The organism is Hymenobacter ruber, from assembly GCF_054783255.1.
Genome location: NZ_BAAGQX010000004.1, coordinates 289,865 through 312,010 on the forward strand (window position 1 = coordinate 289,865; position 22,146 = coordinate 312,010).

The 22,146-nt window shown below is 61.1% G+C and carries 21 protein-coding genes; 10 read left to right on the forward strand and 11 right to left on the reverse strand.

Annotated features, from left to right (window positions below; all coding sequences use genetic code 11):
• Positions 1 to 20: 20 nt before the first annotated feature.
• Positions 21 to 884, forward strand: a complete 864-nt coding sequence (rfbD, locus tag ACYVM5_RS11770) for an SDR family oxidoreductase (protein WP_460618303.1) — start codon at positions 21 to 23, stop codon at positions 882 to 884.
• Between the two features lie 4 nt (positions 885 to 888).
• Here rfbD and ACYVM5_RS11775 read toward each other — a convergent pair whose 3' ends face one another.
• Complete coding sequence (locus ACYVM5_RS11775; protein WP_460618304.1) at positions 889 to 2,100, reverse strand: MFS transporter; 1,212 nt, start codon at positions 2,098 to 2,100, stop codon at positions 889 to 891.
• Positions 2,101 to 2,221: 121 nt separating this feature from the next.
• Between ACYVM5_RS11775 and ACYVM5_RS11780 the strand changes: the two genes are divergently transcribed.
• Entirely contained in the window at positions 2,222 to 2,746 is a 525-nt protein-coding gene (locus tag ACYVM5_RS11780) for a GreA/GreB family elongation factor (protein WP_460618305.1), read from the forward strand.
• Between the two features lie 43 nt (positions 2,747 to 2,789).
• Complete coding sequence (locus ACYVM5_RS11785; RefSeq protein WP_460618306.1) at positions 2,790 to 3,716, forward strand: bestrophin family protein; 927 nt, start codon at positions 2,790 to 2,792, stop codon at positions 3,714 to 3,716.
• 53 nt (positions 3,717 to 3,769) lie between these two features.
• Here the strand turns inward: ACYVM5_RS11785 and ACYVM5_RS11790 are convergent, their stop codons facing one another.
• Positions 3,770 to 4,705 (reverse strand): helix-turn-helix transcriptional regulator, encoded by a 936-nt coding sequence (locus ACYVM5_RS11790; protein ID WP_460618307.1) that lies wholly within the window; start codon positions 4,703 to 4,705, stop codon positions 3,770 to 3,772.
• Between the two features lie 165 nt (positions 4,706 to 4,870).
• Here ACYVM5_RS11790 and ACYVM5_RS11795 point away from each other — a divergent pair, with 165 nt between their 5' ends.
• The 3 genes from ACYVM5_RS11795 (at position 4,871) to ACYVM5_RS11805 (ending at position 7,407) form a co-directional block, all read left to right on the forward strand.
• Positions 4,871 to 6,400 (forward strand): aldehyde dehydrogenase family protein, encoded by a 1,530-nt coding sequence (locus ACYVM5_RS11795; RefSeq protein WP_460618308.1) that lies wholly within the window; start codon positions 4,871 to 4,873, stop codon positions 6,398 to 6,400.
• 228 nt (positions 6,401 to 6,628) lie between these two features.
• A complete protein-coding gene (locus ACYVM5_RS11800) occupies positions 6,629 to 6,976 on the forward strand; it encodes a hypothetical protein (protein ID WP_460618309.1) in 348 nt (115 codons plus the stop codon).
• Positions 6,977 to 7,008: 32 nt separating this feature from the next.
• Positions 7,009 to 7,407, forward strand: coding sequence for a DUF779 domain-containing protein (locus tag ACYVM5_RS11805; RefSeq protein ID WP_460618310.1), 399 nt, complete (start codon positions 7,009 to 7,011; stop codon positions 7,405 to 7,407).
• On the opposite strand, the gene ACYVM5_RS11810 is transcribed toward ACYVM5_RS11805, so the two are convergent.
• From ACYVM5_RS11810 to ACYVM5_RS11840, 7 genes are all read right to left on the reverse strand, one after another.
• Positions 7,404 to 8,474: a WD40 repeat domain-containing protein gene (locus ACYVM5_RS11810; protein WP_460618311.1), complete on the reverse strand. Its 1,071-nt coding sequence runs from the start codon at positions 8,472 to 8,474 to the stop codon at positions 7,404 to 7,406. The genes ACYVM5_RS11805 and ACYVM5_RS11810 overlap by 4 nt on opposite strands.
• A 158-nt stretch (positions 8,475 to 8,632) precedes the next feature.
• Positions 8,633 to 10,675 (reverse strand): alpha/beta fold hydrolase, encoded by a 2,043-nt coding sequence (locus ACYVM5_RS11815; protein ID WP_460618312.1) that lies wholly within the window; start codon positions 10,673 to 10,675, stop codon positions 8,633 to 8,635.
• A gap of 117 nt (positions 10,676 to 10,792) precedes the next feature.
• Complete coding sequence (locus tag ACYVM5_RS11820) at positions 10,793 to 11,263, reverse strand: MaoC family dehydratase (RefSeq protein WP_460618313.1); 471 nt, start codon at positions 11,261 to 11,263, stop codon at positions 10,793 to 10,795.
• Between the two features lie 72 nt (positions 11,264 to 11,335).
• Complete coding sequence (locus tag ACYVM5_RS11825) at positions 11,336 to 12,082, reverse strand: DUF4197 domain-containing protein (protein ID WP_460618314.1); 747 nt, start codon at positions 12,080 to 12,082, stop codon at positions 11,336 to 11,338.
• 135 nt (positions 12,083 to 12,217) lie between these two features.
• Positions 12,218 to 12,961, reverse strand: coding sequence for an SDR family NAD(P)-dependent oxidoreductase (locus ACYVM5_RS11830; protein WP_460618315.1), 744 nt, complete (start codon positions 12,959 to 12,961; stop codon positions 12,218 to 12,220).
• 161 nt (positions 12,962 to 13,122) lie between these two features.
• Positions 13,123 to 14,442, reverse strand: coding sequence for a glycoside hydrolase family 1 protein (locus ACYVM5_RS11835; protein ID WP_460618316.1), 1,320 nt, complete (start codon positions 14,440 to 14,442; stop codon positions 13,123 to 13,125).
• Positions 14,443 to 14,554: 112 nt separating this feature from the next.
• On the reverse strand, positions 14,555 to 15,160 hold the full coding sequence (locus ACYVM5_RS11840) for a 2,3-bisphosphoglycerate-dependent phosphoglycerate mutase (RefSeq protein ID WP_460618317.1): 606 nt from the start codon (positions 15,158 to 15,160) through the stop codon (positions 14,555 to 14,557).
• A gap of 105 nt (positions 15,161 to 15,265) precedes the next feature.
• Between ACYVM5_RS11840 and ACYVM5_RS11845 the strand changes: the two genes are divergently transcribed.
• The 4 genes from ACYVM5_RS11845 (at position 15,266) to ACYVM5_RS11860 (ending at position 19,135) form a co-directional block, all read left to right on the forward strand.
• Positions 15,266 to 15,892: a bifunctional 4-hydroxy-2-oxoglutarate aldolase/2-dehydro-3-deoxy-phosphogluconate aldolase gene (locus ACYVM5_RS11845; protein WP_460618318.1), complete on the forward strand. Its 627-nt coding sequence runs from the start codon at positions 15,266 to 15,268 to the stop codon at positions 15,890 to 15,892.
• Positions 15,893 to 16,017: 125 nt separating this feature from the next.
• Positions 16,018 to 17,166, forward strand: a complete 1,149-nt coding sequence (gene dgoD, locus ACYVM5_RS11850; protein WP_460618319.1) for a D-galactonate dehydratase — start codon at positions 16,018 to 16,020, stop codon at positions 17,164 to 17,166.
• 93 nt (positions 17,167 to 17,259) lie between these two features.
• A complete protein-coding gene (locus tag ACYVM5_RS11855; RefSeq protein WP_460618320.1) occupies positions 17,260 to 18,252 on the forward strand; it encodes a 2-dehydro-3-deoxygalactonokinase in 993 nt (330 codons plus the stop codon).
• A gap of 10 nt (positions 18,253 to 18,262) precedes the next feature.
• Complete coding sequence (locus ACYVM5_RS11860) at positions 18,263 to 19,135, forward strand: SMP-30/gluconolactonase/LRE family protein (RefSeq protein WP_460618321.1); 873 nt, start codon at positions 18,263 to 18,265, stop codon at positions 19,133 to 19,135.
• Between the two features lie 57 nt (positions 19,136 to 19,192).
• Here ACYVM5_RS11860 and pbpC read toward each other — a convergent pair whose 3' ends face one another.
• Entirely contained in the window at positions 19,193 to 21,481 is a 2,289-nt protein-coding gene (gene pbpC, locus ACYVM5_RS11865) for a penicillin-binding protein 1C (RefSeq protein ID WP_460618322.1), read from the reverse strand.
• 82 nt (positions 21,482 to 21,563) lie between these two features.
• A complete protein-coding gene (locus ACYVM5_RS11870) occupies positions 21,564 to 22,121 on the reverse strand; it encodes a transposase (RefSeq protein WP_460618323.1) in 558 nt (185 codons plus the stop codon).
• Between the last annotated feature and the right edge of the window lie 25 nt (positions 22,122 to 22,146).

The window sequence follows — 22,146 nt, forward strand, 5'->3', positions numbered from 1 at the left end:
AGCATTAAGCCGGACAGTTTATGGGTAAGATTTTGGTTTTCGGGGCCCTCGGGCAATTGGGGCAATGCCTGGCGCACGTGGCTCAGGAGCGGAACACGCCGGGCCTGGTGTTTCTGTCCGAGGCTGAGGGCAATATTCTCGACCCGGCCGCGCTGGCTGCCCTTTTTGCCGCGCATCAGCCTACTCACGTCATCAATTGCGCCGCCTATACGGCTGTGGACAAGGCGGAAGATGACGTGGACCTGGCCCGCAAAATCAACCGCGACGGGGTGGAAAACCTGGCCCGCCTCTGTGCCGAACACGGCAGCGTGCTTATCCAGATTTCAACCGATTTTGTGTTTGCCGGCGCGGGCAACGAGCCGCTGCTCGAAACCGACGAAACCGCGCCGCTGGGCATCTACGGCCTCACCAAGCTCGAAGGCGAGCAGGTGATTCCGGGCCTCACCGAGAAGTATTTTACGCTACGCACCAGCTGGCTGTACTCGGAATATGCTGGCAACTTTGTGAAAACCATGCGCAAGCTGGGCCGCGAGCGCGACGAGTTGCGCGTCATCTGGGACCAGGTTGGCACGCCCACCTACGCCATCGACCTGGCCGGCGTCATCCTCGATATCATTGAAAGCGGCAGCTCCGCCTACGGCCTCTACCACTACAGCAACGAGGGCCTGACTTCGTGGTACGACTTCGCCACGGCCATCTTCGAGTTGAGCGCGATTTCGGTGAAAACCACGCCTATTCGCACCAGCGAATACCCCACCAAGGCTACGCGCCCGCCGTTTTCGGTGATGGACAAAACCAAAATCAAAACCCAGCTGGGCGTGGCCATTCCGCACTGGCGCGAGAGCCTGAAAGTGTGTTTGGAGCGGCTGGAAGCGGCCGAATAATGCGTTAAGGCCGTCCGTAGAATCGGCTCACCAGATATGCCGTGCCGGCGAATGCTGCCCCCAGCACGCACACGCCGGGCCAGCCGCCGTGCACCCACGCCAGCCCGCCGGCCACCGAGCCGAGGGAGCCGCCTGTGAAATACCCGGTCATGTACACGGTGTTGAGGCGGCTGCGGGCCTCGGGGACCAGCGAAAAAATCTTGGTTTGGTTGGAGATGTGGGCCGATTGCACGCCCACATCCAGCAGAATCACGCCCAGCACCAGCCCGGCCAGGTGGTAGCCGGTGAGGCCCATAAATAAGTAGGAAGCCAGCGCCAGCAGAATGCCCACACCAATGGCAAAGTCCGGCCCGCGCGTATCAGCAGCCTTGCCGGCCAGCGGCGCGGCCAGCGCGCCCACGGCCCCAATCACTCCGAAAAAACCGGCCACATCACTACCGTAATGGTAAGCCGGACCTTCCAGAAAAAACGCCAGCGTGGTCCAGAACACGCTGAAGGCTGCAAACAACAGCCCGCCCACCAATGCCGAGCGGCGCAGGGCCGGCAGCGTAGCCGTGAGGGTCAGCAGCGACTTCATGAGGGAGCCGTAGGAGCCGCTGAAATTAGGCCGGTCCTGCGGCAGGCGCCAGGCCAGCAGGCCCAGCAGCGCTAGCATCAGCCCGGCCGCGATTTCGAACATGGCCCGCCAGCCCAAGTGCGCGCCCACGTAGCCGCTCACGGTGCGCGAGGCCAAAATGCCAATCAGCAAGCCGCTCATGATGCGGCCCACGATGCGGCCCCGGTCGGCCTCCGGAGCCAGGTGCGCGGCCATGGGCAGCAGCAGTTGCGGCACCGCCGAGCAAATGCCCAACAGGATGCTGGCCCCCGCCAGCAGCGCAAAGCTGGGCGCAAACGCCGCCAGCCCCAGGCAGGCCGCCGCACCCAGCAGCATCAGCAGCATCAGGCGCTTGCGCTCCAGCATATCGCCCAGCGGCACCACAAACAGCATGCCCAGCGTGTAACCCACCTGCGTGGCTGTGGCTACCAGGCTGGCACTGCTGTCGCTCAGGTGAAAGGTGCGGCCGATGGCGGCCAGCAGCGGCTGGTTGTAGTAGATATTAGCCACCACCAGCCCGCAGGTGAGGGCCATGAGCCAGACGAGCGCGCCATCGAGCCGGCGGGTGGGTAGGGGAGAAGTAACCGCCGAATCAGCGGTATCAACAAGCAATTCTGACATTAAATAGCGCGAACGAATCGGGACAGGGTAGCAGCGAAATAGCGTAGGGTAACCGCTTTGCGGCGCCGATGGTTGCGTCGGACACCCGCAACCTGCCCGCAGTACCTGCGTTTGCTCCCACATGAGCCGAGGATTTACCAAGGAAGACGACGCGCAGACGCCACCCATTATTCCGCCCCGGGCGGCCCTGCCGCCAGGCACGACCAACTACGTCACACCCGCCGGCCTGGAGCTGCTCCGCGCCGAGCTGGCCACCCTCGAAGCTGAGCGCGCCCAGGCTGAGGCCAACCACGACAACGACACCGACCGCACCCACCGGCTCTCCCTCTACAACGGCCGCATTGCCCTGCTACTGGAGCGCCTCGGCAGCGCCAAAGTGGTGGACCCCGCAGGCCAGCCGCCCAAAGAGGTACGTTTTGGGGCCACGGTTACGCTGCGCACGGTACACGGCAGTAAAGTGGGTTTGGAGCGCAAGTTCACGATTGTTGGCGTCGACGAAGCCGATATATCGCGGGGCAAAGTGGCCTTCGTGGCACCCATTGCCCGGGCCGTGCTGGGTGCCAGGCTGAAACAGCAGGTACCGCTGAAGCTGGGGCCGCAGGAGGAAACGGTAGAAGTGACGGCCATCCAATATTCCGAAGCGTAATTTGGCGGCGTCGGGGCGTCACCAAGCCGCTTCTATTTTGCTCATGATTGTCTATAAATCAACCGACTGGTGGGAGGCCCTGCGCCACCTGCGCTCCTCGGGCATCATCCGCCTGCTACTGAAACGGGTGCTTTTCGTGGGCCTCTACGCCACCTTGGTCACGGCCCTCGTCATCCGCTTCGAGCGCATGAACGTGGCCGTTGACAAGGAATTTTTCTCGTTTCTGGGCATCCTGCTCAGCTTATTGCTGGCCTTCCGCACTAACACCGCCTACGACCGATTCTACGAAGGCCGCCGCCTCTGGGGCCAGCTCACCAACAACTGCCGCAACCTGGCCGCCCTGCTCCACGCCCGCTTGCCGGCCGACGACTACGCCACCCGCACCTACCTCGCCCGGCTGCTTTCCAACTTCCCCATTGCCCTGGATGGCCACCTACGCAATGGCGTCCGGTTCGAGAAGCTCGAACCCGTCGAACCCGGTTTCATCGACCACTTGCAAACCATCCGCCACGTGCCTTCCCGTCTGTCAGCCATGCTGCAGGAATTCTATGAGCAACTGCTGCGCGAAGAGGTTATTCTACCCACGCACCTCATCACCATCCAGCGCCACCACGAGGCGCTTCTCGACGTAGCCGGCGGCTGCGAGCGCATCAAAAACACGCCCATTCCCTTTTCCTACAGCTATTTCATCAAGGGTTTCGTCACGGTGTTCATCCTCACCATGCCCTTCAACCTGCTCGATACCTACGAGTGGCTCACGGTGCCCATCACCATGTTTGGGGCCTACGCGCTGCTGGGCGTGGAAATGATTGGCGACGAAATTGAAGACCCCTTCGGCAAAGACAGTAATGATTTGCCCTTGACGCAAATGTCAAATCGCATCCGGGCCAACGTCCACGAAATCCTGGGTGTGGATTTGCACGAAGACATTCGCGGCCTGGCCGATGCGCCGTACAGCGTGGTGTTTTAAGTTGTAGCGCGGACTTTGTAGTCCGCGAGTGTTCAGTTTTGCTCACTCGCGGACTACAAAGTCCGCGCTACATCTCGTTTATACGCCCCTGGCGTCACGCCCTCGTACTTTTTGAACAGCGCCTGGAAGTACGACAGATTATTAAATCCGGCCCGCATACACACTTCTGCCACGCTGGCCAGCGGGTGGCGCAGCAGGCGCTTGGCCTCGCCCAGCCGCTCCCGGATGATGTACTCGACCGGCGTAATGCCAAACTCGCGTTTGAACACGCGGAAGAATGTGGCCTTGCTCATGCAGGCCAGCGCGCTCAGCTTGTCAATGGTCAGATTCTCCGAAAGATGGTCCTTGATGTAGCCCACCACCGCCGCGAAACGGTGCGTGGTGAGGTGCCGGGCGTAGTCGTGGAAAATAAGCTGCCGGGCCTGCGTCTGCATCAGGCGCACTAGTAATTCCTGGAGCGTGAAGCCGGCCAGCACGTCTTTATTGATATCTGAAGCGCGCGATACGGCCACCAAGCGGCCCAGCGTGTCGGTGAGCTCAGGGGTGTTGGTGAGGTGGGCGTACTCGGGGCCTTCGATGGCCCAGGGCTGCTGCGGTTCGGCTTTGGGGTACCGCTCGTTCAATAAATCCACGGTGTGGCGAATGGTATCGGGCGCGATGGCCACGGCCAGGCATTGCGTGGGCTGGCATAGGCAGGCGTCGGGGAAGTCGATTTCCATCAGCTCGTCCTTGTCTACCACCACCGACTCGCCGGGGAGGTAGTCGAACGCCTCGCGGCCGGGCAGGTGCATCACCTTTTTGCCGCGCAGCATGGTGGTCAGGGCCAGGCCGTCGAGGCGCAGGGGCACGCGATGGGCAGCGCGGTGCGTCTCAAACACGTTCAACTCGAAGCCTTCCAAGTTGTAAACCGTCCGGTTTTCGACCAGGGAATGCAGGCGTTCCAATGCAAGCGGGGCAACGGCGGCGGGCAAATGGACGCGAGTGGACATGGCGCAGACAGATGAGGTGAGGGAGTACCCACTCCCAACATGGAGCAAGCCTGGCAAGTTGCGACAATTTTAGCACTCTTTGCGATAATACCACAACCCGGCGGCCCGGGAAAAAGGGACCTTTACAACATCTCTATTTCACCTAATTCCCATCCCAACAAAGCCATGGCTGAAACCCTCGAAGAAACCACCACCGTGGTGGCCCGCCCCCAGTTCAAATCGCACTACGACAACTTTATCGGCGGCAAATGGGTGGCCCCGGTGAAGGGCCAGTATTTTGAAAACCCCTCGCCGATTGACGGCAAGGCCTTCACCAAAGTGGCCCGCAGCACCAAGGAAGATATTGAGCTGGCCCTTGATGCCGCCCACGAAGCCTTCAAAACCTGGGGCAAAACCTCGGCCACCGAGCGCAGCAACATCCTCAACAAAATTGCCAACCGCATCGAGGAAAACCTGCCCCATCTCGCCGCCGTGGAATGCGTCGAGAACGGCAAGCCCATCCGCGAAACGACCTACGCCGACATGCCGCTGGTGGTGGACCACTTCCGCTACTTCGCCAGCGTGATTCGGGCCGAGGAAGGCGGCGCTACCGAGCTGAACAGCACCACGCTGTCGCTCAACATTCAGGAGCCGCTGGGCGTGATTGGCCAAATTATTCCCTGGAACTTCCCGCTGCTGATGGCCACCTGGAAGCTGGCGCCCGCCATCGCGGCCGGCTGCACCGTGGTGATGAAGCCCGCCGAGCAAACTCCCGCCAGCATCATGGTGCTCATGGAGTTAATTCAGGACCTGGTGCCCGCCGGCGTGATTAACGTGGTGAACGGCTTCGGCCTCGAAGCCGGCAAGCCGCTGGCCTCGTCGCCGCGCATTCAGAAGGCCAGCTTCACGGGCGAGACGACCACCGGCCGCCTCATCATGCAATACGCTTCGGAAAACCTGATTCCGGTGACGATGGAGCTGGGCGGCAAGTCGCCCAACATCTTCTTCAAGAGCGTGCTGGATGCCGATGACGACTTCCTCGACAAGGCCATTGAAGGGGCCGTGATGTTTGCCCTGAATCAGGGCGAAATCTGCACCTGCCCCTCGCGGATGCTCGTGCACGAAGACATCTACGACGAGTTTATTGCTCGCGTCATTGAGCGCGTGAAAGCTATCAAGCTCGGCAATCCGCTCGATATGAACACGATGATGGGTGCCCAGGCCTCGAACGACCAGTTCGAGAAAATCCTGAGCTACCTCGAAATCGGCAAGGCAGAAGGAGCCGAAGTGCTGGTGGGCGGTGAAGCCCATTCGCAGGAGCACCCCGAACTGGCCGATGGCTACTACATCCAGCCCACCATGTTCCGGGGCCACAACAAGATGCGCATTTTCCAGGAGGAAATCTTCGGCCCGGTGGTGTCCGTGACCACCTTCAAAACCATGGAAGAAGCCATCGAAATTGCCAACGACACGCTCTACGGCCTCGGGGCCGGCGTGTGGACCCGCGACGCGCACGAGCTGTACGAAGTGCCCCGCGCTATCCAGGCCGGCCGCGTGTGGGTGAACTGCTACCACGACTACCCCGCCGGCGCGCCCTTCGGCGGCTACAAAGCCTCCGGTTTCGGCCGCGAAAACCACAAGATGATGCTGAGCCACTACCGCCAGAACAAGAACATGCTCATCAGCTACAGCCAGCAGAAACTCGGTTTCTTCTAGGCCCGGCCGGTAGCAACTGGCTGATGTAGAGGTTGGACCGTCATGCTGAGCGGAGCCGAAGCATCTCTACCGCAATACTAAAATTAATTAGTTGCGCGATAGAGATGCTTCGGCTCCGCTCAGCATGACGTGCTTCTACTCATGACGGTTTTTCGTTGAAGAGCATTAGCGCAGAACAACTTCCAACGTTGGTTTGCGTCCTATCGGCTACATCAAAACTCAGCTAGTATGAAAAGCGGTTTGCTATGCTTATTCCTGTTGTCAGGTCTTGCGGCCAATGCCCAGCTGCTACCGGTGCCAAACAGTAAAAACCCGGATTGGGTCTTGCTGAAAACCGAAAAGCGGCATTCCGATAATCGGTTGTTATTCTCTCCGGGGACCGATAAAATGCCGAATGCCGCCGAAAAAAGCATTATCAGCAAAGGCAACCACCATTACCATTGGGACGCCAGCCAGCAGCTGGTTTACGATTGGGTGAGTGCTGCTGGCATGATGGCCCCGCTGGACACCGTAAATGTGCGCGAGCAACGAAGCGACATTGCCTATATCTACCGTCGCGCCAGGAAAACCAAATAGCGCCGTTCTGTTTCCATCATAACATCCCACCCATGCCCACGCCCCGCGTCCTCGTCACCGCCGCCGCCGAAGCCACCATCGACCTGCTCCGCGACGAGCACGGCCCGCTCATGTTTCACCAGAGCGGCGGGTGCTGCGACGGCTCCTCGCCCATGTGCTTCGCCAAGGGCGAGTTTCGAGTGGGCGGGAATGACGTGTGGCTGGGACGTATTCACGGCTGCGACTTCTTCATGAGTGCCAGCCAGTTCGAGTACTGGAAGCACACCCAGCTCACGGTAGATGTGGTGAAAGGCCGGGGCGCTAGCTTCTCGCTGGAAATCCCGCTCGGCGTGCGGTTTCTGATTCGCTCACGGCTATTTACCGAGGACGAAGAAAAGGATATGGAGCCGGTGTACGCCGGCGATGAATACCCGGAAGCCGAGCCCGCCTAGCGCCGGAGCCGCCACAGGTCCACCGTTTTGTCGGAGCTGGCGCTGGCCAGCCACTGGCCGTCGGGGCTGTAGGCTACGTCGTAGGCATCATCGGCGTGCTGAGCGAAGGTTTGGAGAAGCTGCCCGGTGCCCACGTCCCAAATTCGCACGGTGACGCCTTTGTTGGTGGTAGCATCGCCAAAAAAGTGCTGCAGGATTTCGCCCACGGCCGTTTTGTCGCGGTAAGCGCCGGCCAGTTGCTTGTTGTCGGGACTGAAGTCGAGCGAATACACGCACTCCGAGTCGCCGCCAAACGTGCGCAGCAATTGTCCGGTGGCTACATTCCAGAGGCGAATGGTTTTGTCGTCGCTTGCGCTAGCCAGTTGCTGGCCGTCGGCCGTGAAGTCTACTTTCAGAACGGCTTGGGTATGGCCTTGCAGGGTGCGGAGCAGGCGTCCATCGGCGGCATTCCAAATCCTAATGTCGTTATCGAAGCTTCCGCTGGCCAGCAGGCGGCCGTCGGGGCTGAATTTCACGTCCCACACGTTGAGGTGGTGGCCCGGCAGGCTGCGAATAAGTGCGCCGGTTTCCAAGTTCCATAGTCGAATCAGCTTGTCTTCGCCGGAGCTGGCCAACGTGTGCCCGTCGGGGCTGAATGCAACGGCCCAGACCGTGCCGTCGTGGCCGGGCAGGGTTTTGCTGAGCCGGCCATCGGCCACCCGCCACAGACGAATGAGGTGGTCGTAGCCCGCGCTGGCCAGCAGCTTACCATCGGGGCTGAATTCGATGGTGGTTACTCCAATAGGATGTTTAAGCGTGTACAATACCTGCCCCTGCTTATTCCACAGCTTCACGGTGCTGTCGATGCCGCAGCTAGCCAATAACTCGCCGTTCGGACTGAATTTTACTTCCCAGACATGTGCCTTGTGGGCCGTGAATACGGTGTGCAACTGGGCCAGGCCGCCGTCTACCTGCCGGGGCTTTTGCCACCACTGCACATACGCCAGGGCCCCGGCGAATAATATAAAAAGGGCCGAAACAATGGTAACCCGTTTAGAAAAAACAGGCTTTGTGGGTGCGTATGACATTGGAATGAGAATTTTCTTGCAGAAAAGAGAGCGTGTAAGGAGCGAAGCTAGCACCTGCCCGCATCATTGCGGCCGGCCCTGACGGCGACGCAAAACGCAGCAATAAAAAAGCCCTGCCGGTCAGGCAGGGCTTTTTTCATCAGAAGGGCAACGTCAATTTATTTGATGTTCGTTTTTGTCACCAACTGCACGGTTTTTGGGTCGACGGTGATTTCCTGCAGGCGCTTGGCTACGGCCGGGCTCATGCTTTCCTGGTAGCGGCCGTGGAGCTGGTTGGCCAGGAACTTCTCGGAGGCGGCAAACATGGCCATGTTATTCACGGGGCGGGCGAAGCCGTGGCCTTCGTCGGGGGCCAGCAGGTATTGCACGGGGTAGTTGCGGTCGCGCAGGGCCACCACAATCTGGTCGGCTTCGGCCTTGTTCACGCGCGGGTCATTAGCGCCCTGCACCACCATGAGCGGGGTTTTGATTTTGTTGGCCGAGCCCAGCGGCGACATGCGGTCGAGGGCCGCGCGGCCTTCCGGCGTGCCGGGGTCGGCCATGCGGGCGTACATCTGCTTGCGGCCGGCCTCCCAGTAGGGCGGGATGGCATTGAGCAGCGTAGTCAGGTTGGAAGGAGCCACAATGGCCACGGCGGCGCTGTACAAATCGGGCGTGAAAGCCACCCCAGCCAGCGTGGCGTAGCCGCCATACGAGCCGCCCATGATGCCCACGCGCTTGGGGTCGGCAATGCCCTGGGCCACCAGGTATTTCACGCCCCAGGTCAGGTCGTCCTGCATTTTGCGGCCCCACTCGCCATTGCCAGCGTTCAGGAACTGCTTGCCGTAGCCGGTGCTGGCCCGGAAATTGGGCGAAAGCACGGCATAGCCCCGATTGGCCAGAAACTGGGCCATGGTGTTGAAGCCATAAGTATCGCGCGCCCACGGCCCGCCGTGCGGTAGAATGATAACGGGCAGGTTCTTCGCGGCCACGCCCTTGGGCAGAGTCAGGTAAGCCGGGATTTCCAAACCGTCCGATGATTTGTAGCGCACCACTTTCATGTCGGCTAGGTCGGCGGGTTTCAGCTTGGGGCGGGTTTCGTATTGCTTGGTGAGCTGTTTGGTTTGGCGGTCAAACAAATACGCCACGCTGGGCTGAGTAGCCGAACTGGCCGAGAGCAGCCACAGTCGCTCATCGGTGGTGTGCGACACGGGGTACACGTCCAGGCCCGGCAGCTGCTTACTCACGGCGGCAAAATCCTGTTCAAAGGCCTTGTCCTTCCACACGCGGCGCATCCGGTCGTCCTCAAAGCTCACGAACACCGGCTCGTGGGTTTTCTCCGACAGCGCGAGGCTGCCCACGTCCACACGCTTCATTGGGTCGGCCTGATAGGGCTGCTCCTGACCGGTGGTGGGGTCCAGAAGCACGATTTCGGCCAGGTTGCGCGTGCCTTTGTTGGTGGCCAGGTACACGTGCTGGTTGTCTTTGGCGAAGCCCTCCACGGCGCTCTGCTCGTCAATGGTGGTTTTGTAGAAGGGCGTCATCTGCTCACCCTCCATGCGCAGCCATTCGGTGCTGCCATCGGGGTTCGAACGGGCGGCGAGGCGCAGCTGGTCGTTCCAGTCAAACACCCAGTCGCCGATGCGGTCATTGTTCTGGCGCACCAGGGTTTTTTCGCCGGTGGTCAGGTTCAGCTTATACAGGTCGTGCCAGGCCTTGTCGCGGTCATTCAGGCCGATGTAGAGCGTGTTGGGGTCGGTGAGGGGCACGTTGATAACCTGCACCCGCACGCCCTTCAGGCCGGTGAGGTCGCGGGCGGTGGGCACGGCCTGGCCGGCGGGCAGGGCCTCGGCCGGGTTCACGGCGTAGATGTTGAAGTTTTCGTCGCCGCCTTTGTCCTGGCTGTAAAGCAGGTATTTACCGTCGCGGCTCCAGAAGTAGCCGCGCACGGGGCGGGCCTGGTCGTTGGTCATGGGCCGGGCCTTATCGAAGGGCTCGTTCAGGCCCTTCACCCAGATGTTGCGGGTGCCATTGTAGGGCTTGATGAAGGACAGGAACTTGCCATCAGGCGAGAGCTGCGCGCCCGAAATCTCCGGGTCGCCGAAGAGTAGTTCGCGGTCAATAAGCGGGGGCTGCGCGCCCGGTTTGGCCGCTTGCGCAAAGCCGGTTTGGGGCGCGGCCAGGCTCAGCACTAAGCCCAAGCCCAGGAAAAAGTGTTTCATAATAAAAAGTAGAAAAAGGTGGATGTTGGCGCCAAAGTACACAAAAAAGCCCCGGTCACAAAAGTGGCCGGGGCGAGTTAGCAGCGTTCAGTAGAACGCTGCTAAAATGGAGTCAATCTATTGCTCCTGAAAATGATAAAGGAACGTCACCACACCAGTATAGGCGGGCTTTTTAACGTTCTCAATTTCCAGTGTGACTTCGATGCGGGTTTTGGCGATGCCGCGCAGGTTGGTTACCGAAAGCATTTTGGCGCGCAGGCGCACGGCGCTGTTCACGGTCACGGCCTGGTTGAAGCGCAGGCTTTCGATTTCGTAGTTCACCTGCATTTTCAGGTTCTCGATGGTTACGATTTGCTGCCAGAGGTAGGGCAGCAGCGCCACCGTGAGGTAGCCGTGGGCAATGGTAGCCTTAAACGGCGACTCGGTTTCGGCCCGCGCCGCGTCGGTATGAATCCACTGAAAATCGAGCGTGGCGGCCGCAAACTGGTCTATTTGGGCCTGCGTGATGGTGTGGTAGCCGGACACGCCCAGCTCCTGGCCGGTGTGCGCTTCGAGTTCGGCAAGGCTGCCAATGGTGAGGGTGGGCATAAAAAAAGTGGCGTATGAATGCGGATTAAGGGCCGCAAACATACGCCACCAACTATGTCGGACAATCAGCCCTTAGCTGCGGCTGCCAAACACGCGGCGCAGCAGCTCGGTAGTACGGGCCACCGGGTTTTCGCGGATGTTGGCTTCCTCCTGGGCGATGAGCGTGAACAGGCCGTCCACGGCTTTACCGGTGGCGTATTGGTTCAGGTCGGGCTGCACTTTCTGCACCAGGGGCAGCTGGTTGTAGGTGGTGGCCAGCTGGGTGTAGTAGCGCGTGGCCCCTACTTGGTCGAGGCTTTTCTGCATAATGGGCGAGAAGGCCGAGACAAGCTGCGTGGAAGTGGTGCGCTTCAGAAACTGCGTGGCGGCATCTTTCTGACCGGTCAGAATATTCCATACGTCCGAAAACGTGAGGCTTTTGATGGCCGAGATGAAAATGGGCTTGGCGCTGCGGGCAGCATCCTCCGCGCCCCGGTTCAGGCTCAGCTCGAACTTATCGACCTGGCTGCCCAGGCCGATGCTGCGCAAGGTGGTGGCCACGCGCTGGGCATCGGGAGGGAAGGGGATGCGGATGAGACGGTTGAGGTAGAAACCGTCGGTCTGCGAAGCCTGGTCGGCTCCTTTGCCAATGCCTTGCAGTAGCGCTTCTTTGAGGCCGTTGGCCGCGTCGGCGTTGCTGAGTCCGCCGATACCGGCACTGCTGGAACTGGTGCTGCCAGCTGGCTTCGTGAGAATGTTTTTGAGGTCGGACAGGCGAAACTGAGCCGAGGCGTTGAAGGCGAAAAGAAGGAAAAGAGCAGCGAAGGCGAAGCGTTTCATAGGAGCGAATGGCGGGTGACAGCGGTGGTAATACAAGCGCCGTGCCGAGTTCCGCCAAGCAGTTGTAGCGTGGCCTCTGCGAGTCCGCGCCTGTTTGCACGAACCCCACGCAAGCGCGGACTCGCAGCGTCCACGCTACAGCCGGTCGAGCCGGCCGCCGTCTACGCGCACTTCAGCGCCCTGCACGAATGCGGCATCATCCGAAGCGAGGTAGGCGATGATGGCGGCCACGTCTTCGGGCTTGCCCACGTCGGCTTTGTCGATGATTTCGACGCCGGATTTTACGTTCGGGTTGTCCCAGAGCATGGGCGTGTCGATGGCCCCCGGCAGGATGACGTTGGTGCGGATGCCTTTCGGTTTGCCTTCGAGTGACGAGGAGCGGGTGAGGGAAAGCATTGCTGCCTTAGCGGCCGCATAGGGCGCCACCAGCGGGCTGGTTTCGATGGCGTGAATGCTGGCCACATTCACGATGCTGCCACCCGGCTTCATGTGCAGAAACGCCTGCTTGGTGAAGTAGAAAGCGCCCAGCAAATCCACGTTCAGGATGCGCAGCCAGTCGTCGCCGGTCAGTTCTTCGAGGGCTTTAAACTGCATGAGGCCGGCGTTGTTCACCACCGCATCTAGGCGGCCGAACTGGGCCAGGGTGGCGGCCACGGTGGCTTCTACCTGCGCTTCGATGGCCACGTTGCAGAGGCTGGCCAGCACATCGGGCGCCCCGGCGGCTTTCACTTCGGGCACGGCGGCGGCGAGGTTGGCCTGATTGTAATCGGCGAGCACTACGCGGGCGCCTTCGGAAGCGAAACGTTTGGCGGCAGCCAGGCCGATGCCGCTGGCACCGCCGGTAATGAGAACGACTTTATCCTGGAAGCGAGGAGACATAGGGGAGGGGGAGAGGAGTTGATTAAAATCGTCTGTCATCCTGAGCGCAGCGAAGGACCTTATCATGTTCGCAGCTGTTGAATTACTGCAAGCTGTGCTGGCGTGAGAAGGTCCTTCGCTGCGCTCAGGATGACAGCCGTGCTTAAAGTGACAATGTGGAGCTACGCCGCGTCTACATTCGTGGCATTGGCCTGGGCGGTGGATTTATCAGCATTAGCGGCTTTCACGTCGGCTTTTTGCTCCTTGGCCCAGGCTTCGTTGCTTTCCTGGGGCATCACGATGGGCACCTGCAGGCACACGCTTTGGGCAGGTAATACCTGGCTCCAGTCGGTGATAAGCTGCTTGTAGGCCTCGCCAACGGGGCGGATGTTGCGGTCGAGGTCGTAAAGGCCCACAGGGTTCATGCGGCCGTTGTTTTCGCGCAGGGCGGTATCCCAATCCACCTGGTCAGTGAGGGAATACCAGGTGAAGCCCACCATGGGCACGCCGTCGTTGCGCACGCGCAGCACGTTGGCCCACTCTTTCCAAAGCCAGTTCACGGCCTCGTCGCCGTTCTGGCCCTGCCAGATGTTGGTTTCGGTGTGCATCACGGGCAGACGGTAGCGGTCGTGGTACTGCGTGGTGATGACGTGGTAACCAAAAATCTCGCCCGAGGCGCGGGTGCTGCCGTCGGCCGATACGCGGTGCTCGTTGGTATAATAGTAGTCATTGCCCATGATGCAGTGCCGCTTCATCTTGGTTTTCAGGAAGAAGTGGTACTCCTCGCGGGTCATGCCGTTGTCCATCAGGAATTCGTACATGCTCGAATTCACGCGGCGGCCGTAGTTCAAATCCAGCGACAGAAACCGCTCGGAGTTCATGGTTTCAGCCGGGCCGATAGCGGCCGGGTTTTCGGCGTGGAAATATTCCGACGACTCGCTTTGGATGAAAACTGCGTCGGGCCGCACCTCCAGAATGGCTTCCATGGCCAGCACGTTGGCTTTCACAATGTACTTGAGGGCGTTGACGAAGGGCCGGTCGCCGCTCAATTGTTCGTTCCACCAGCCGTAGCGGGCCGAAAACTGCGCGCAGATGTACATCTCGTTTACCGGCGTGTAGAGCTGCACCCACGGAAACCGCTGGGCAAACGCCTTGGCGTACTGCGCAAACAGCTCCGGAAAATCAGGGTTCTGGAAATTGCCAATCCAGTCGGGCACGCCGAAATGGCACAGGTCGACAATGGGCGCGATGTTGCGCCGCAGCAGGTCCTGAAACGTCACATCGGCAAAGCTCCAGTCGTACTTGCCCGGCCCCAGAAACGTGGTGTGGATGGGCGGCCCGTAGCGCAGAAACTTGATGCCCAGCTCGTCGACAAGGTCGAAATCCTTCTGCCAGAGCTTGTAGTGGTTGCATTTTTCCAGCTCATCCACGCGGTGCTTGCCGTTCTGGATGGTGGGGTTGCTGTTTTCGATGCCGGTGGCGAAAAGGAACTGAGGACCCATGAGCAAGGGAAAGGTGATACAAAGCAGCCGAGCCAAGGCTACGGTCAGCCATTTCTGCTTACTCCTTTCGCCGGGTTCACGTTACGTTCACGAAAAGTCAGGTCCGGCGCGGCTACAGCGTCCGCAGCTCCTGAATATTCAGCTGCGCATCAAAATGATAGACGCAAACGCCACCCGTCACGATTTCCAGCCCCTCGACCTGCTCCGGCGTGAGGTGCTCCAGATACATGCGCAGCGCCCGCAGCGTGTTGCCGTGCGCCACGATGAGAATGTCCTGCCCGGCGCGCAGTTTTGGGGCAATCTCGGCCTCGAAGAATTTCACCACCCGCGTCTGCGTCTGTTGCAGGCTTTCGCCGCCGGGCGGGGGCACAGCGTAGCTGCGCCGCCAGATATCAACCTGGGCCTGGCCGTATTTCAGGGCTGTTTCGGCCTTGTTGAGGCCTTGCAGGTCGCCGTACATCCGCTCCCGCAGGGCCGCCACGTGGTGCACTGGAATGGTGGCCCAGGCCGGCCGCGCCACGATGATATCGAGCGTGCGCTCGGCCCGAATCAGGTCGGAGCTGTAGGCGGCGTCGAAGTGGTAGCCGCGCAGCTTTTCGGCCACGGTGTGGGCTTCTTCCTCACCTTTGGGGCTGAGGGGCACATCGAGCCAGCCAGTGAAAATATTGGCCAGGTTGGAGGTTGATTCGCCGTGCCGGACGAGCACAAGGTTGGCCATAATATTCAATTAAATGCGCAGCCGGACATTGCTGGGCCTAACCCGTTCTCACGGTTCTACGTTGCCAGGAAGCTGCAATGATGCGGCCGCCCGCCTGAAGCTCCCATGAACCCGCTAGCCCACATTCTCGAACACAAAGTAGTCGCCATCGTGCGCGGGGCCGACCCTAAGAACCTGCTGCGCATCGCCCAGGCCCTGCACGCCGGCGGCGTGCGCATGATGGAAGTGACGCTGAACTCGCCCGGCGCGCTGGCTTCCATCGAAGAGATTTCCGGGGCGATGGAAAGCAAAATGCTCATCGGCGCCGGCACCGTGCTCGACCCCGAATCGGCGCGCGCCGCCCTGCTGGCCGGGGCCAAATTCATCATCTCGCCCACGCTCAGTAGGAAAACCATCCGCATGACCAAGCGCTACGGGGCCGTCAGCATTCCCGGGGCTTACACCGCCACCGAGATTCTGAAAGCCTACGAGTTTGGCGGCGACATCATCAAGGTATTCCCGGCCGGGGCCAGCGGAGCCAGCTACTTCAAGGACATTGCCGGGCCGCTGCCGTTTATTCCGCTCATGCCCACGGGCGGCGTTTCGCTGGATAACATCGCGGGCTTCAAGGAGGCCGGGGCGAAGGCATTCGGCCTCGGCAGCGCGCTGGTGGATACCAAGCAGGCGGTGACGGATGAGTACCTGACGCAACTCACGGAAAAGGCGCGGCGGTTTGTGGCGGCCGTGGTGTAAGAACGGTGTAGAGACGCGACACTTCGCGTCTCCCGTCAGAAAGGCCCGCGCCACGCATCCAGTTCAACATCAGCAACGCCGAGACGCGAAGTGTCGCGTCTCTACATCGTTCATATTCTCGCCCCATGAAAATCACCCGCTTCGAACTCTTCCAGGTGCCGCCGCGCTGGCTGTTTCTCAAAATTGAAACCGACACCGGCTTCATCGGCTGGGGCGAGCCGGTGATTGAGGGCAAGGCCGCAACGGTGGCCGCCGCCGTGACGGAATTGATGGAAACACTCATCGGCCAAAACCCCCTGAACATCGAAGACCACTGGCAGGTGATGTACCGGGGCGGCTTTTACCGGGGCGGGCCGATTCTGATGTCGGCCATCGCCGGCATCGACCAGGCGCTATGGGATATCAAAGGCAAGTACCACAATGCGCCGATTCATCAGCTGCTGGGCGGGCCGGTGCGCGACAAAATGCGTGTCTACTCTTGGATTGGGGGCGACCGGCCCGAGCACGTGGGCGCGGCGGCGGCCGATATGGTGGCCCGGGGCTTCAACGCCATCAAGATGAACGGCACCGATGAAATGGCCTACATCGACTCCTACGTGAAGATTGACGCCGTGCTGGCCCGCGTGGCGGCGGTGCGGGCGGCCGGTGGCCCGGGCCTGGGCATTGGCATCGATTTCCATGGGCGGGTGCATAAGTCGATGGCCAAGGTGCTGGCCCACGAGCTGGAACCCTACCGGCCTATGTTCATCGAGGAGCCCGTGCTGCCGCAGAACAACGAGGCCCTGCGCGAGATTGCCCGGCACACCAGCATCCCCATTGCCACCGGCGAGCGCATGTTTTCGCGCTGGGATTTCAAGCAGCTGCTCATTGATGGCTACGTCGACATTATTCAGCCCGACCTTTCGCACGCCGGCGGCATCACGGAGTGCAAGAAAATTATCAGCATGGCCGAGGCGTTCGATGTGGCGGCCGCGCCGCACTGCCCGCTAGGGCCCATTGCGCTGGCCGCCTGCCTGCAGGTGGATGCCAGCTGCCACAACGCTTTCATTCAGGAGCAGAGCCTGGGCATTCACTACAACAAGGAGAATGATTTGCTCGATTATCTGGTCGATAAATCGGTGTTCGACTACGAGGCCGGGCATTGCCGGATTCCCGGCGGGCCGGGGCTGGGCATTGAAATCAACGAAGAATACGTGCGCAGCCGCGCAGCTATCGGGCACAACTGGCACAACCCGATTTGGCGGAATGAGGATGGCAGCGTGGCAGAATGGTAAGGGCGTTGGAATTAAGAAAGAATAAGGCCGTCATGCTTCGACTGCGCTCAGCATGACGGCCTGACAAAAACACGCTCGTTAAATCTCCCACCCATGACCCCACCCACCACCTTCCTCAGCTGCGACTGGGGCACCACCGCCTTCCGCCTGCGGCTGGTGGAACGCGACACACTCAATATCATCGCCGAGGAAAGCTCGAAGGAGGGCAACGCGGCCACGGCCGAACGCTGGCAACAGACCGGGCAGCCGCCGGAGCAGCGCGTGGCGTTTTATTTGGCCGTGGTGCGGCAGCATATTCAGCAGCTGGAAGCAGCGGCCAAAAGCCCGCTGGCGGGCGTGCCGGTGGTGATTTCGGGCATGGCCTCGTCCACCATTGGCATGGCGGAGCTGCCGTATAAGCCGCTGCCCTTTGCGGTGGATGGCTCGGATTTGCTCACCAAAACCATTGTCCCGACGGCTGATTTTCCGCACCCGGTGCTGCTGATTTCAGGCGTGCAAAGTGACGATGACGTGATGCGTGGCGAGGAAGTGCAGCTGGTGGGCTGCGGCTTTGAAAACACGCCGGAGGAGCAGCTTTTCCTGCATCCCGGCACCCACGCCAAGCACGTCACGGTGCAAAATGGCCAGGCCACGGCCCTGAAAACCTACATGACCGGCGAGTTCTTTGCGCTGCTTTCGACCAAAAGCATTCTGGCGGCCTCGGTGGAGGAAGGCGGTAAGCTGGCCGAGGGCCGGCACCAGCAGTGGTTTGCGCAAGGGGTGTTGGAAAGCCAGCAGGCCAACCTGCTGCACAACGCTTTTCTGGTGCGGACCAACGACTTGTTTCATAAAAACAGCAAGCCGGAAAACTACTTCTACCTCAGCGGCCTGCTCATCGGCAGCGAATGCCACGAGCTGCTGGCCCACCTGCCGGCCCACATCGTGCTGGCCGGCGAGGCGGTGCTGGTGGACCTCTACGGCGCGGCGCTGCGCGTGCTGGGCATTGCCCACAAGTGCCCGGTGACCACCAAAACCGCCCAGGAAACCACCCTAAACGGCCAGTGGGCCGTGCTGAAGCAGCACCTCGCCTCCCTGCCCACCGCGTAGCCAGACCATCATGCAGGCCGAATCCATCCTTCACGCGCAGGCATCTTTGGGCGAGGGCGCCCTCTGGAACCCGGAAACGGCCGAGCTGTACTGGGTCGACATCGAGGGACGGGCGCTGCACGTGTTCGACCCCGCCACGGGGCACGACCGGCACTACCCGGTGGGCAAGCGCATTGGCACGGTGGTGCCCCGGCGCGGCGGCCGGGCCCTGGTGGCCCTGCAAACCGGCATCCACGAAATCGACCTGAATACCGGCCTCCTCACCCGCCTGGCCGACCCCGTGACCGACCAATACCTGCGCTTCAACGACGGCAAGTGCGACCCGGCGGGCCGCTTCTGGGTGGGCACCTTCGACCTGATGCTACGGCCCCACGCCGGTACCCTCTACCGCTTCGACCCTGACGGCAGCACCCACGTCATGCTGCGCCGCATCACCAATTCCAACGGCATCGCGTGGTCGCTGGACCGCCGCACGATGTACTACATCGACACGCCCACCCTCGCCGTGCAGGCCTTCGACTACGACAACGCCACAGGCCACATCGCCAACCCGCGCGTCATCATCCGCATTCCGGAAGGCAGCGGCGGGCCCGACGGCATGACCATCGACGCCGAAGGCCGGCTTTGGGTGGCGCTGTGGGGCGCTGGCCGCGTGCACCGCTACGACCCCACCACGGGCGCATTATTGCAAGTAATTACCGTGCCTGCGCCGTTCACCTCCTCGTGCGCATTCGGCGGGCCGGGGCTCGAAACCCTGTTCATCACCACGGCCCGGGGCGGCCTCTCGCCCCAGCAAGTGGCGGAGTTTCCGCTCAGTGGCGACGTCTTTGCCGTGCGGCCGGGCGTGGCCGGGGTGCCGGCCTGTTTTTTTGGTGCAGTGTAGCTCGGACTTTGCAGTCCGCGAGTGGCTACGCTGGATTCGCGGACTGCAAAGTCCGAACTACAATTCCTGCACCTGCAGTTGAATGTCCACGTTGCGGCCGTGGTCGTCGGCGCAGGAAATTTTGACCGTGCCGCCGGGCGGGCGGAAAAACACCCGCTCGGTCGCCGAAGCGGCGCGTAGGAACCGGTCGTTCACGTACCAGAACACTTGGCGCACCTCGCTGCCGGCCGCACAGCTCAGCAGCATTTGCTGCTTGTCGTGGCGGTCGAGTACGTACTCGGCGTGGTCGAGGGGGGAGGTGATGGACAGGGGCGCACCGGCCCCGGTTTCGGCGGTGCGCACGAGGCGGCAGGCGGGGTTGTGCGGGGGCAGGCGGGTGGCGGGTAATCCCTGCGTTTCGCGGAAAGCCAGCACTTCGGGCAGCGGGTTGGGGAAAAGCTGGCGCTTGAACCCGGCCGCCGGCACGCAGGCGCGGCAGTAGGCCATCGTACCATCGGCCGATACGAGGGCTTCTTTTTGGTGCTCGCAGCGGCGGGCCGAGGAGGTGCCGGGCAAGTAGTAATCGATGAGCTGGTTGGGGCAGTGCTCGCCGGGCACGAGGCCGGTTTCGGCGCACACGAGGCGGAAATCGAGGGTGGCGGGCGGCACGGCCCAGCGGTTGGGCGAGTTGTAGGCGAGGGTGTTGAACAGGTCGAAGAGCAGGGGCGAGGCTACGTCGGCTCCGGTTAGGGCCGGGCTGCCCTGACCGCTGAAATTGCCCACCCACACTCCGATGGTGTAGTCCGCATTATAGCCGATGCTCCAGGCGTCGCGGCGGCCGTAGCTTGTGCCGGTTTTCCAGGCAATTTTGGGTAGGTGGCGGCTGTTTTGGTAGCCCATCGGTAGGTCGGGCCGGGTGCGCTGGGCGAGAATGTCGGTGATGAGGAAGGCGGCGGCGGGAGAGAAAAGGAGTTTTGAGGGTTGGGTTTTGAGGGTTGAGTTTTTCTTTTCAAAGGGCGCGGTGGTGTGGAGCGACTGATACTTTCCGCCATCGGCCAGCGCCGCGTACAACCCCGTTAGTTCCTCCAGCGTCGCGCCGCAGCCGCCGAGAATGGTGCTCAGGCCCAGGCGTGGGGCTGCTTTGGCTACGCTTTTGAAGCCGGCCGCCTTCAACTTATCCGTGAAAACGGGTACGCCCACGTCGGCCAGCACGCGCACCGCGGGGATGTTGAGCGAGTAAGTCAGCGCCCGTTCCACGGTCACTTCACCGGCGCAGCTTTTGTCGAAATTCTCGGGCCGGAAGCCGCTGAAGTTGGTGGGCACGTCGGGCAGCTTCAGCTTGGGCGTCACGATGCCGCGGTCGACGGCCAGCGCATATAAAAATGGCTTCAACGTGCTGCCCGGCGAGCGAATGGCCCGCACGCCATCGACCTGCCCACTGCTGGCCGCATCAGCAAAATCGGCCGAGCCCACGTAGGCTTCCACAGCGCGGGTGCGGTTGTTCACGACCAGCACGGCGGCTTGGGTGATACCCAACTCGCGCAGGCGGCGCACGTAGTTTTTAGTCAGGCCTTCGGCCTTGGCCTGGGGTGCGCGCCGGAGCGTGGAGTGAATGATGGGCCGGCCGGGAAGCTGCGTCACGAGTTGCCGCGCCAGGTGCGGGGCCAACGTGGGCGCGGCGTGGCGCTGCACGTCCAACGGCTCATTGATAGCATCTTCAATATCCTGGTTAGGAAACAGGTGCTGCTGCTGAAACTGACGCAGCCAGCGGTTGCGTTCGGCTAGAATCCGGTCGTTGTTCTTACCCAAAACCAGCACGCAGGGCTGGTTGGGAATGATGGCCAGCGTCACCGTCTGGGCCAGGGAGAGGTAGTCGGGCGGCTGCTGGAAATAGAGCAGCGCGGCCGATTTCACGCCTTCGATATTGCCGCCGTAGGGCACCAGATTGAGGTAAAGCTGCAGAATTTCAGCTTTGCTGTAATGTGCTTCCAGTTGCACGGCGCGCAGCATTTCCAGCAGCTTGTTGCCGAAGGTGCGCTCCTTGGGTTCCAACAGCCGGGCCACCTGCATGGTGATGGTACTGGCCCCGGTGGTGCGGCCCTTGCGGAAAATGTTGCGGCCAGCGGCCTGAGCTATTGCAATTGGATTCACCCCAAAGTGGTAGCGGAAATACCGGTCTTCCTTATTAATAATAGCCTGCTGCAAAGCGGGTGTTATCTCGGCCAACTCGGTTTTCATGCGCCATTTCTGCGTGGGGTTCAGGAAGGCGTGGAGCACAGAGCCATCGGCGGCCAGCACGATGGGGGAGTAGCGCGGCGCGGGCGGCAGCGGGAAGAGGCGGTCGAGGGTGAAGGCGAGAATAGGCAACGCCAGAACGGTGTAGAGACGCAATATTTTGCGTCTCGTCGTTGAACGATGCCGTTGAACAACCGGCCCCGCGCCGCCCGCCTCACCGGAAGAGGCTAAGCTCATTCTGCTGCTCAGCCTCCCACCGATTGGGGTTGCCCTGAATGTAGGCGCGAATTTTCTCCAACTCCAGTTCATTGCGGATAATCCGGTCGTAGTAGCGCGGTTGCCAGTTAAAGGTAATTCCCTGCCGCGTGGCCCAGGCTTTCACGCCCACTTTGAAGCCGCGAATAATGGAAGCCAGATTATCGGATTGCGGGCCAAAGTGTGTTTCCGGCCGCTCCGCATAATTAGCCAGCCGGTTAATAAAAAGGATGCCGTGAACGTGGTCCGGCATCACGACAAAAGCATCTGCTTCAACACTGGGAAAATACTGCGGTATTTCCTTCCAGCAATTCCAGGCCTGCACGGCTAGTTCGTTGCCAATTAGATAAGCGTCGGTAAGGGCATCGGTAGCGGGGTGGATTTTGCCGAAAGAATGTTCGCGGGTTTTGGTGCAGATGGTGATGAAATAGCCGCCGGCCTGACCATAATCATACCCTGCGCGCCGGGCCGATTTGATGCGATACCGCTCATTGTAAAGGCCATTCGTGTCTTTCATGACGAGGTTGAACGAGGTAGAGACG

Excerpts from the sequence above, each read along its gene's own strand:
- ACYVM5_RS11785 (WP_460618306.1), top strand. The coding sequence starts at position 2,790 with ATGATTGTCTATAAATCAACCGACTGGTGGGAGGCCCTGCGCCACCTG.
- ACYVM5_RS11870 (WP_460618323.1), bottom strand. The coding sequence starts at position 22,121 with ATGAAAGACACGAATGGCCTTTACAATGAGCGGTATCGCATCAAATCG.
- ACYVM5_RS11775 (WP_460618304.1), bottom strand. The coding sequence starts at position 2,100 with ATGTCAGAATTGCTTGTTGATACCGCTGATTCGGCGGTTACTTCTCCC.
- ACYVM5_RS11820 (WP_460618313.1), bottom strand. The coding sequence starts at position 11,263 with ATGCCCACCCTCACCATTGGCAGCCTTGCCGAACTCGAAGCGCACACC.
- ACYVM5_RS11780 (WP_460618305.1), top strand. The coding sequence starts at position 2,222 with ATGAGCCGAGGATTTACCAAGGAAGACGACGCGCAGACGCCACCCATT.
- dgoD (WP_460618319.1), top strand. The coding sequence starts at position 16,018 with ATGAAAATCACCCGCTTCGAACTCTTCCAGGTGCCGCCGCGCTGGCTG.
- ACYVM5_RS11795 (WP_460618308.1), top strand. The coding sequence starts at position 4,871 with ATGGCTGAAACCCTCGAAGAAACCACCACCGTGGTGGCCCGCCCCCAG.
- ACYVM5_RS11845 (WP_460618318.1), top strand. The coding sequence starts at position 15,266 with ATGAACCCGCTAGCCCACATTCTCGAACACAAAGTAGTCGCCATCGTG.
- ACYVM5_RS11855 (WP_460618320.1), top strand. The coding sequence starts at position 17,260 with ATGACCCCACCCACCACCTTCCTCAGCTGCGACTGGGGCACCACCGCC.
- ACYVM5_RS11825 (WP_460618314.1), bottom strand. The coding sequence starts at position 12,082 with ATGAAACGCTTCGCCTTCGCTGCTCTTTTCCTTCTTTTCGCCTTCAAC.
- rfbD (WP_460618303.1), top strand. The coding sequence starts at position 21 with ATGGGTAAGATTTTGGTTTTCGGGGCCCTCGGGCAATTGGGGCAATGC.
- ACYVM5_RS11860 (WP_460618321.1), top strand. The coding sequence starts at position 18,263 with ATGCAGGCCGAATCCATCCTTCACGCGCAGGCATCTTTGGGCGAGGGC.
- ACYVM5_RS11805 (WP_460618310.1), top strand. The coding sequence starts at position 7,009 with ATGCCCACGCCCCGCGTCCTCGTCACCGCCGCCGCCGAAGCCACCATC.
- ACYVM5_RS11800 (WP_460618309.1), top strand. The coding sequence starts at position 6,629 with ATGAAAAGCGGTTTGCTATGCTTATTCCTGTTGTCAGGTCTTGCGGCC.
- ACYVM5_RS11830 (WP_460618315.1), bottom strand. The coding sequence starts at position 12,961 with ATGTCTCCTCGCTTCCAGGATAAAGTCGTTCTCATTACCGGCGGTGCC.
- ACYVM5_RS11790 (WP_460618307.1), bottom strand. The coding sequence starts at position 4,705 with ATGTCCACTCGCGTCCATTTGCCCGCCGCCGTTGCCCCGCTTGCATTG.
- ACYVM5_RS11835 (WP_460618316.1), bottom strand. The coding sequence starts at position 14,442 with ATGGGTCCTCAGTTCCTTTTCGCCACCGGCATCGAAAACAGCAACCCC.
- ACYVM5_RS11840 (WP_460618317.1), bottom strand. The coding sequence starts at position 15,160 with ATGGCCAACCTTGTGCTCGTCCGGCACGGCGAATCAACCTCCAACCTG.
- ACYVM5_RS11815 (WP_460618312.1), bottom strand. The coding sequence starts at position 10,675 with ATGAAACACTTTTTCCTGGGCTTGGGCTTAGTGCTGAGCCTGGCCGCG.
- ACYVM5_RS11810 (WP_460618311.1), bottom strand. The coding sequence starts at position 8,474 with ATGTCATACGCACCCACAAAGCCTGTTTTTTCTAAACGGGTTACCATT.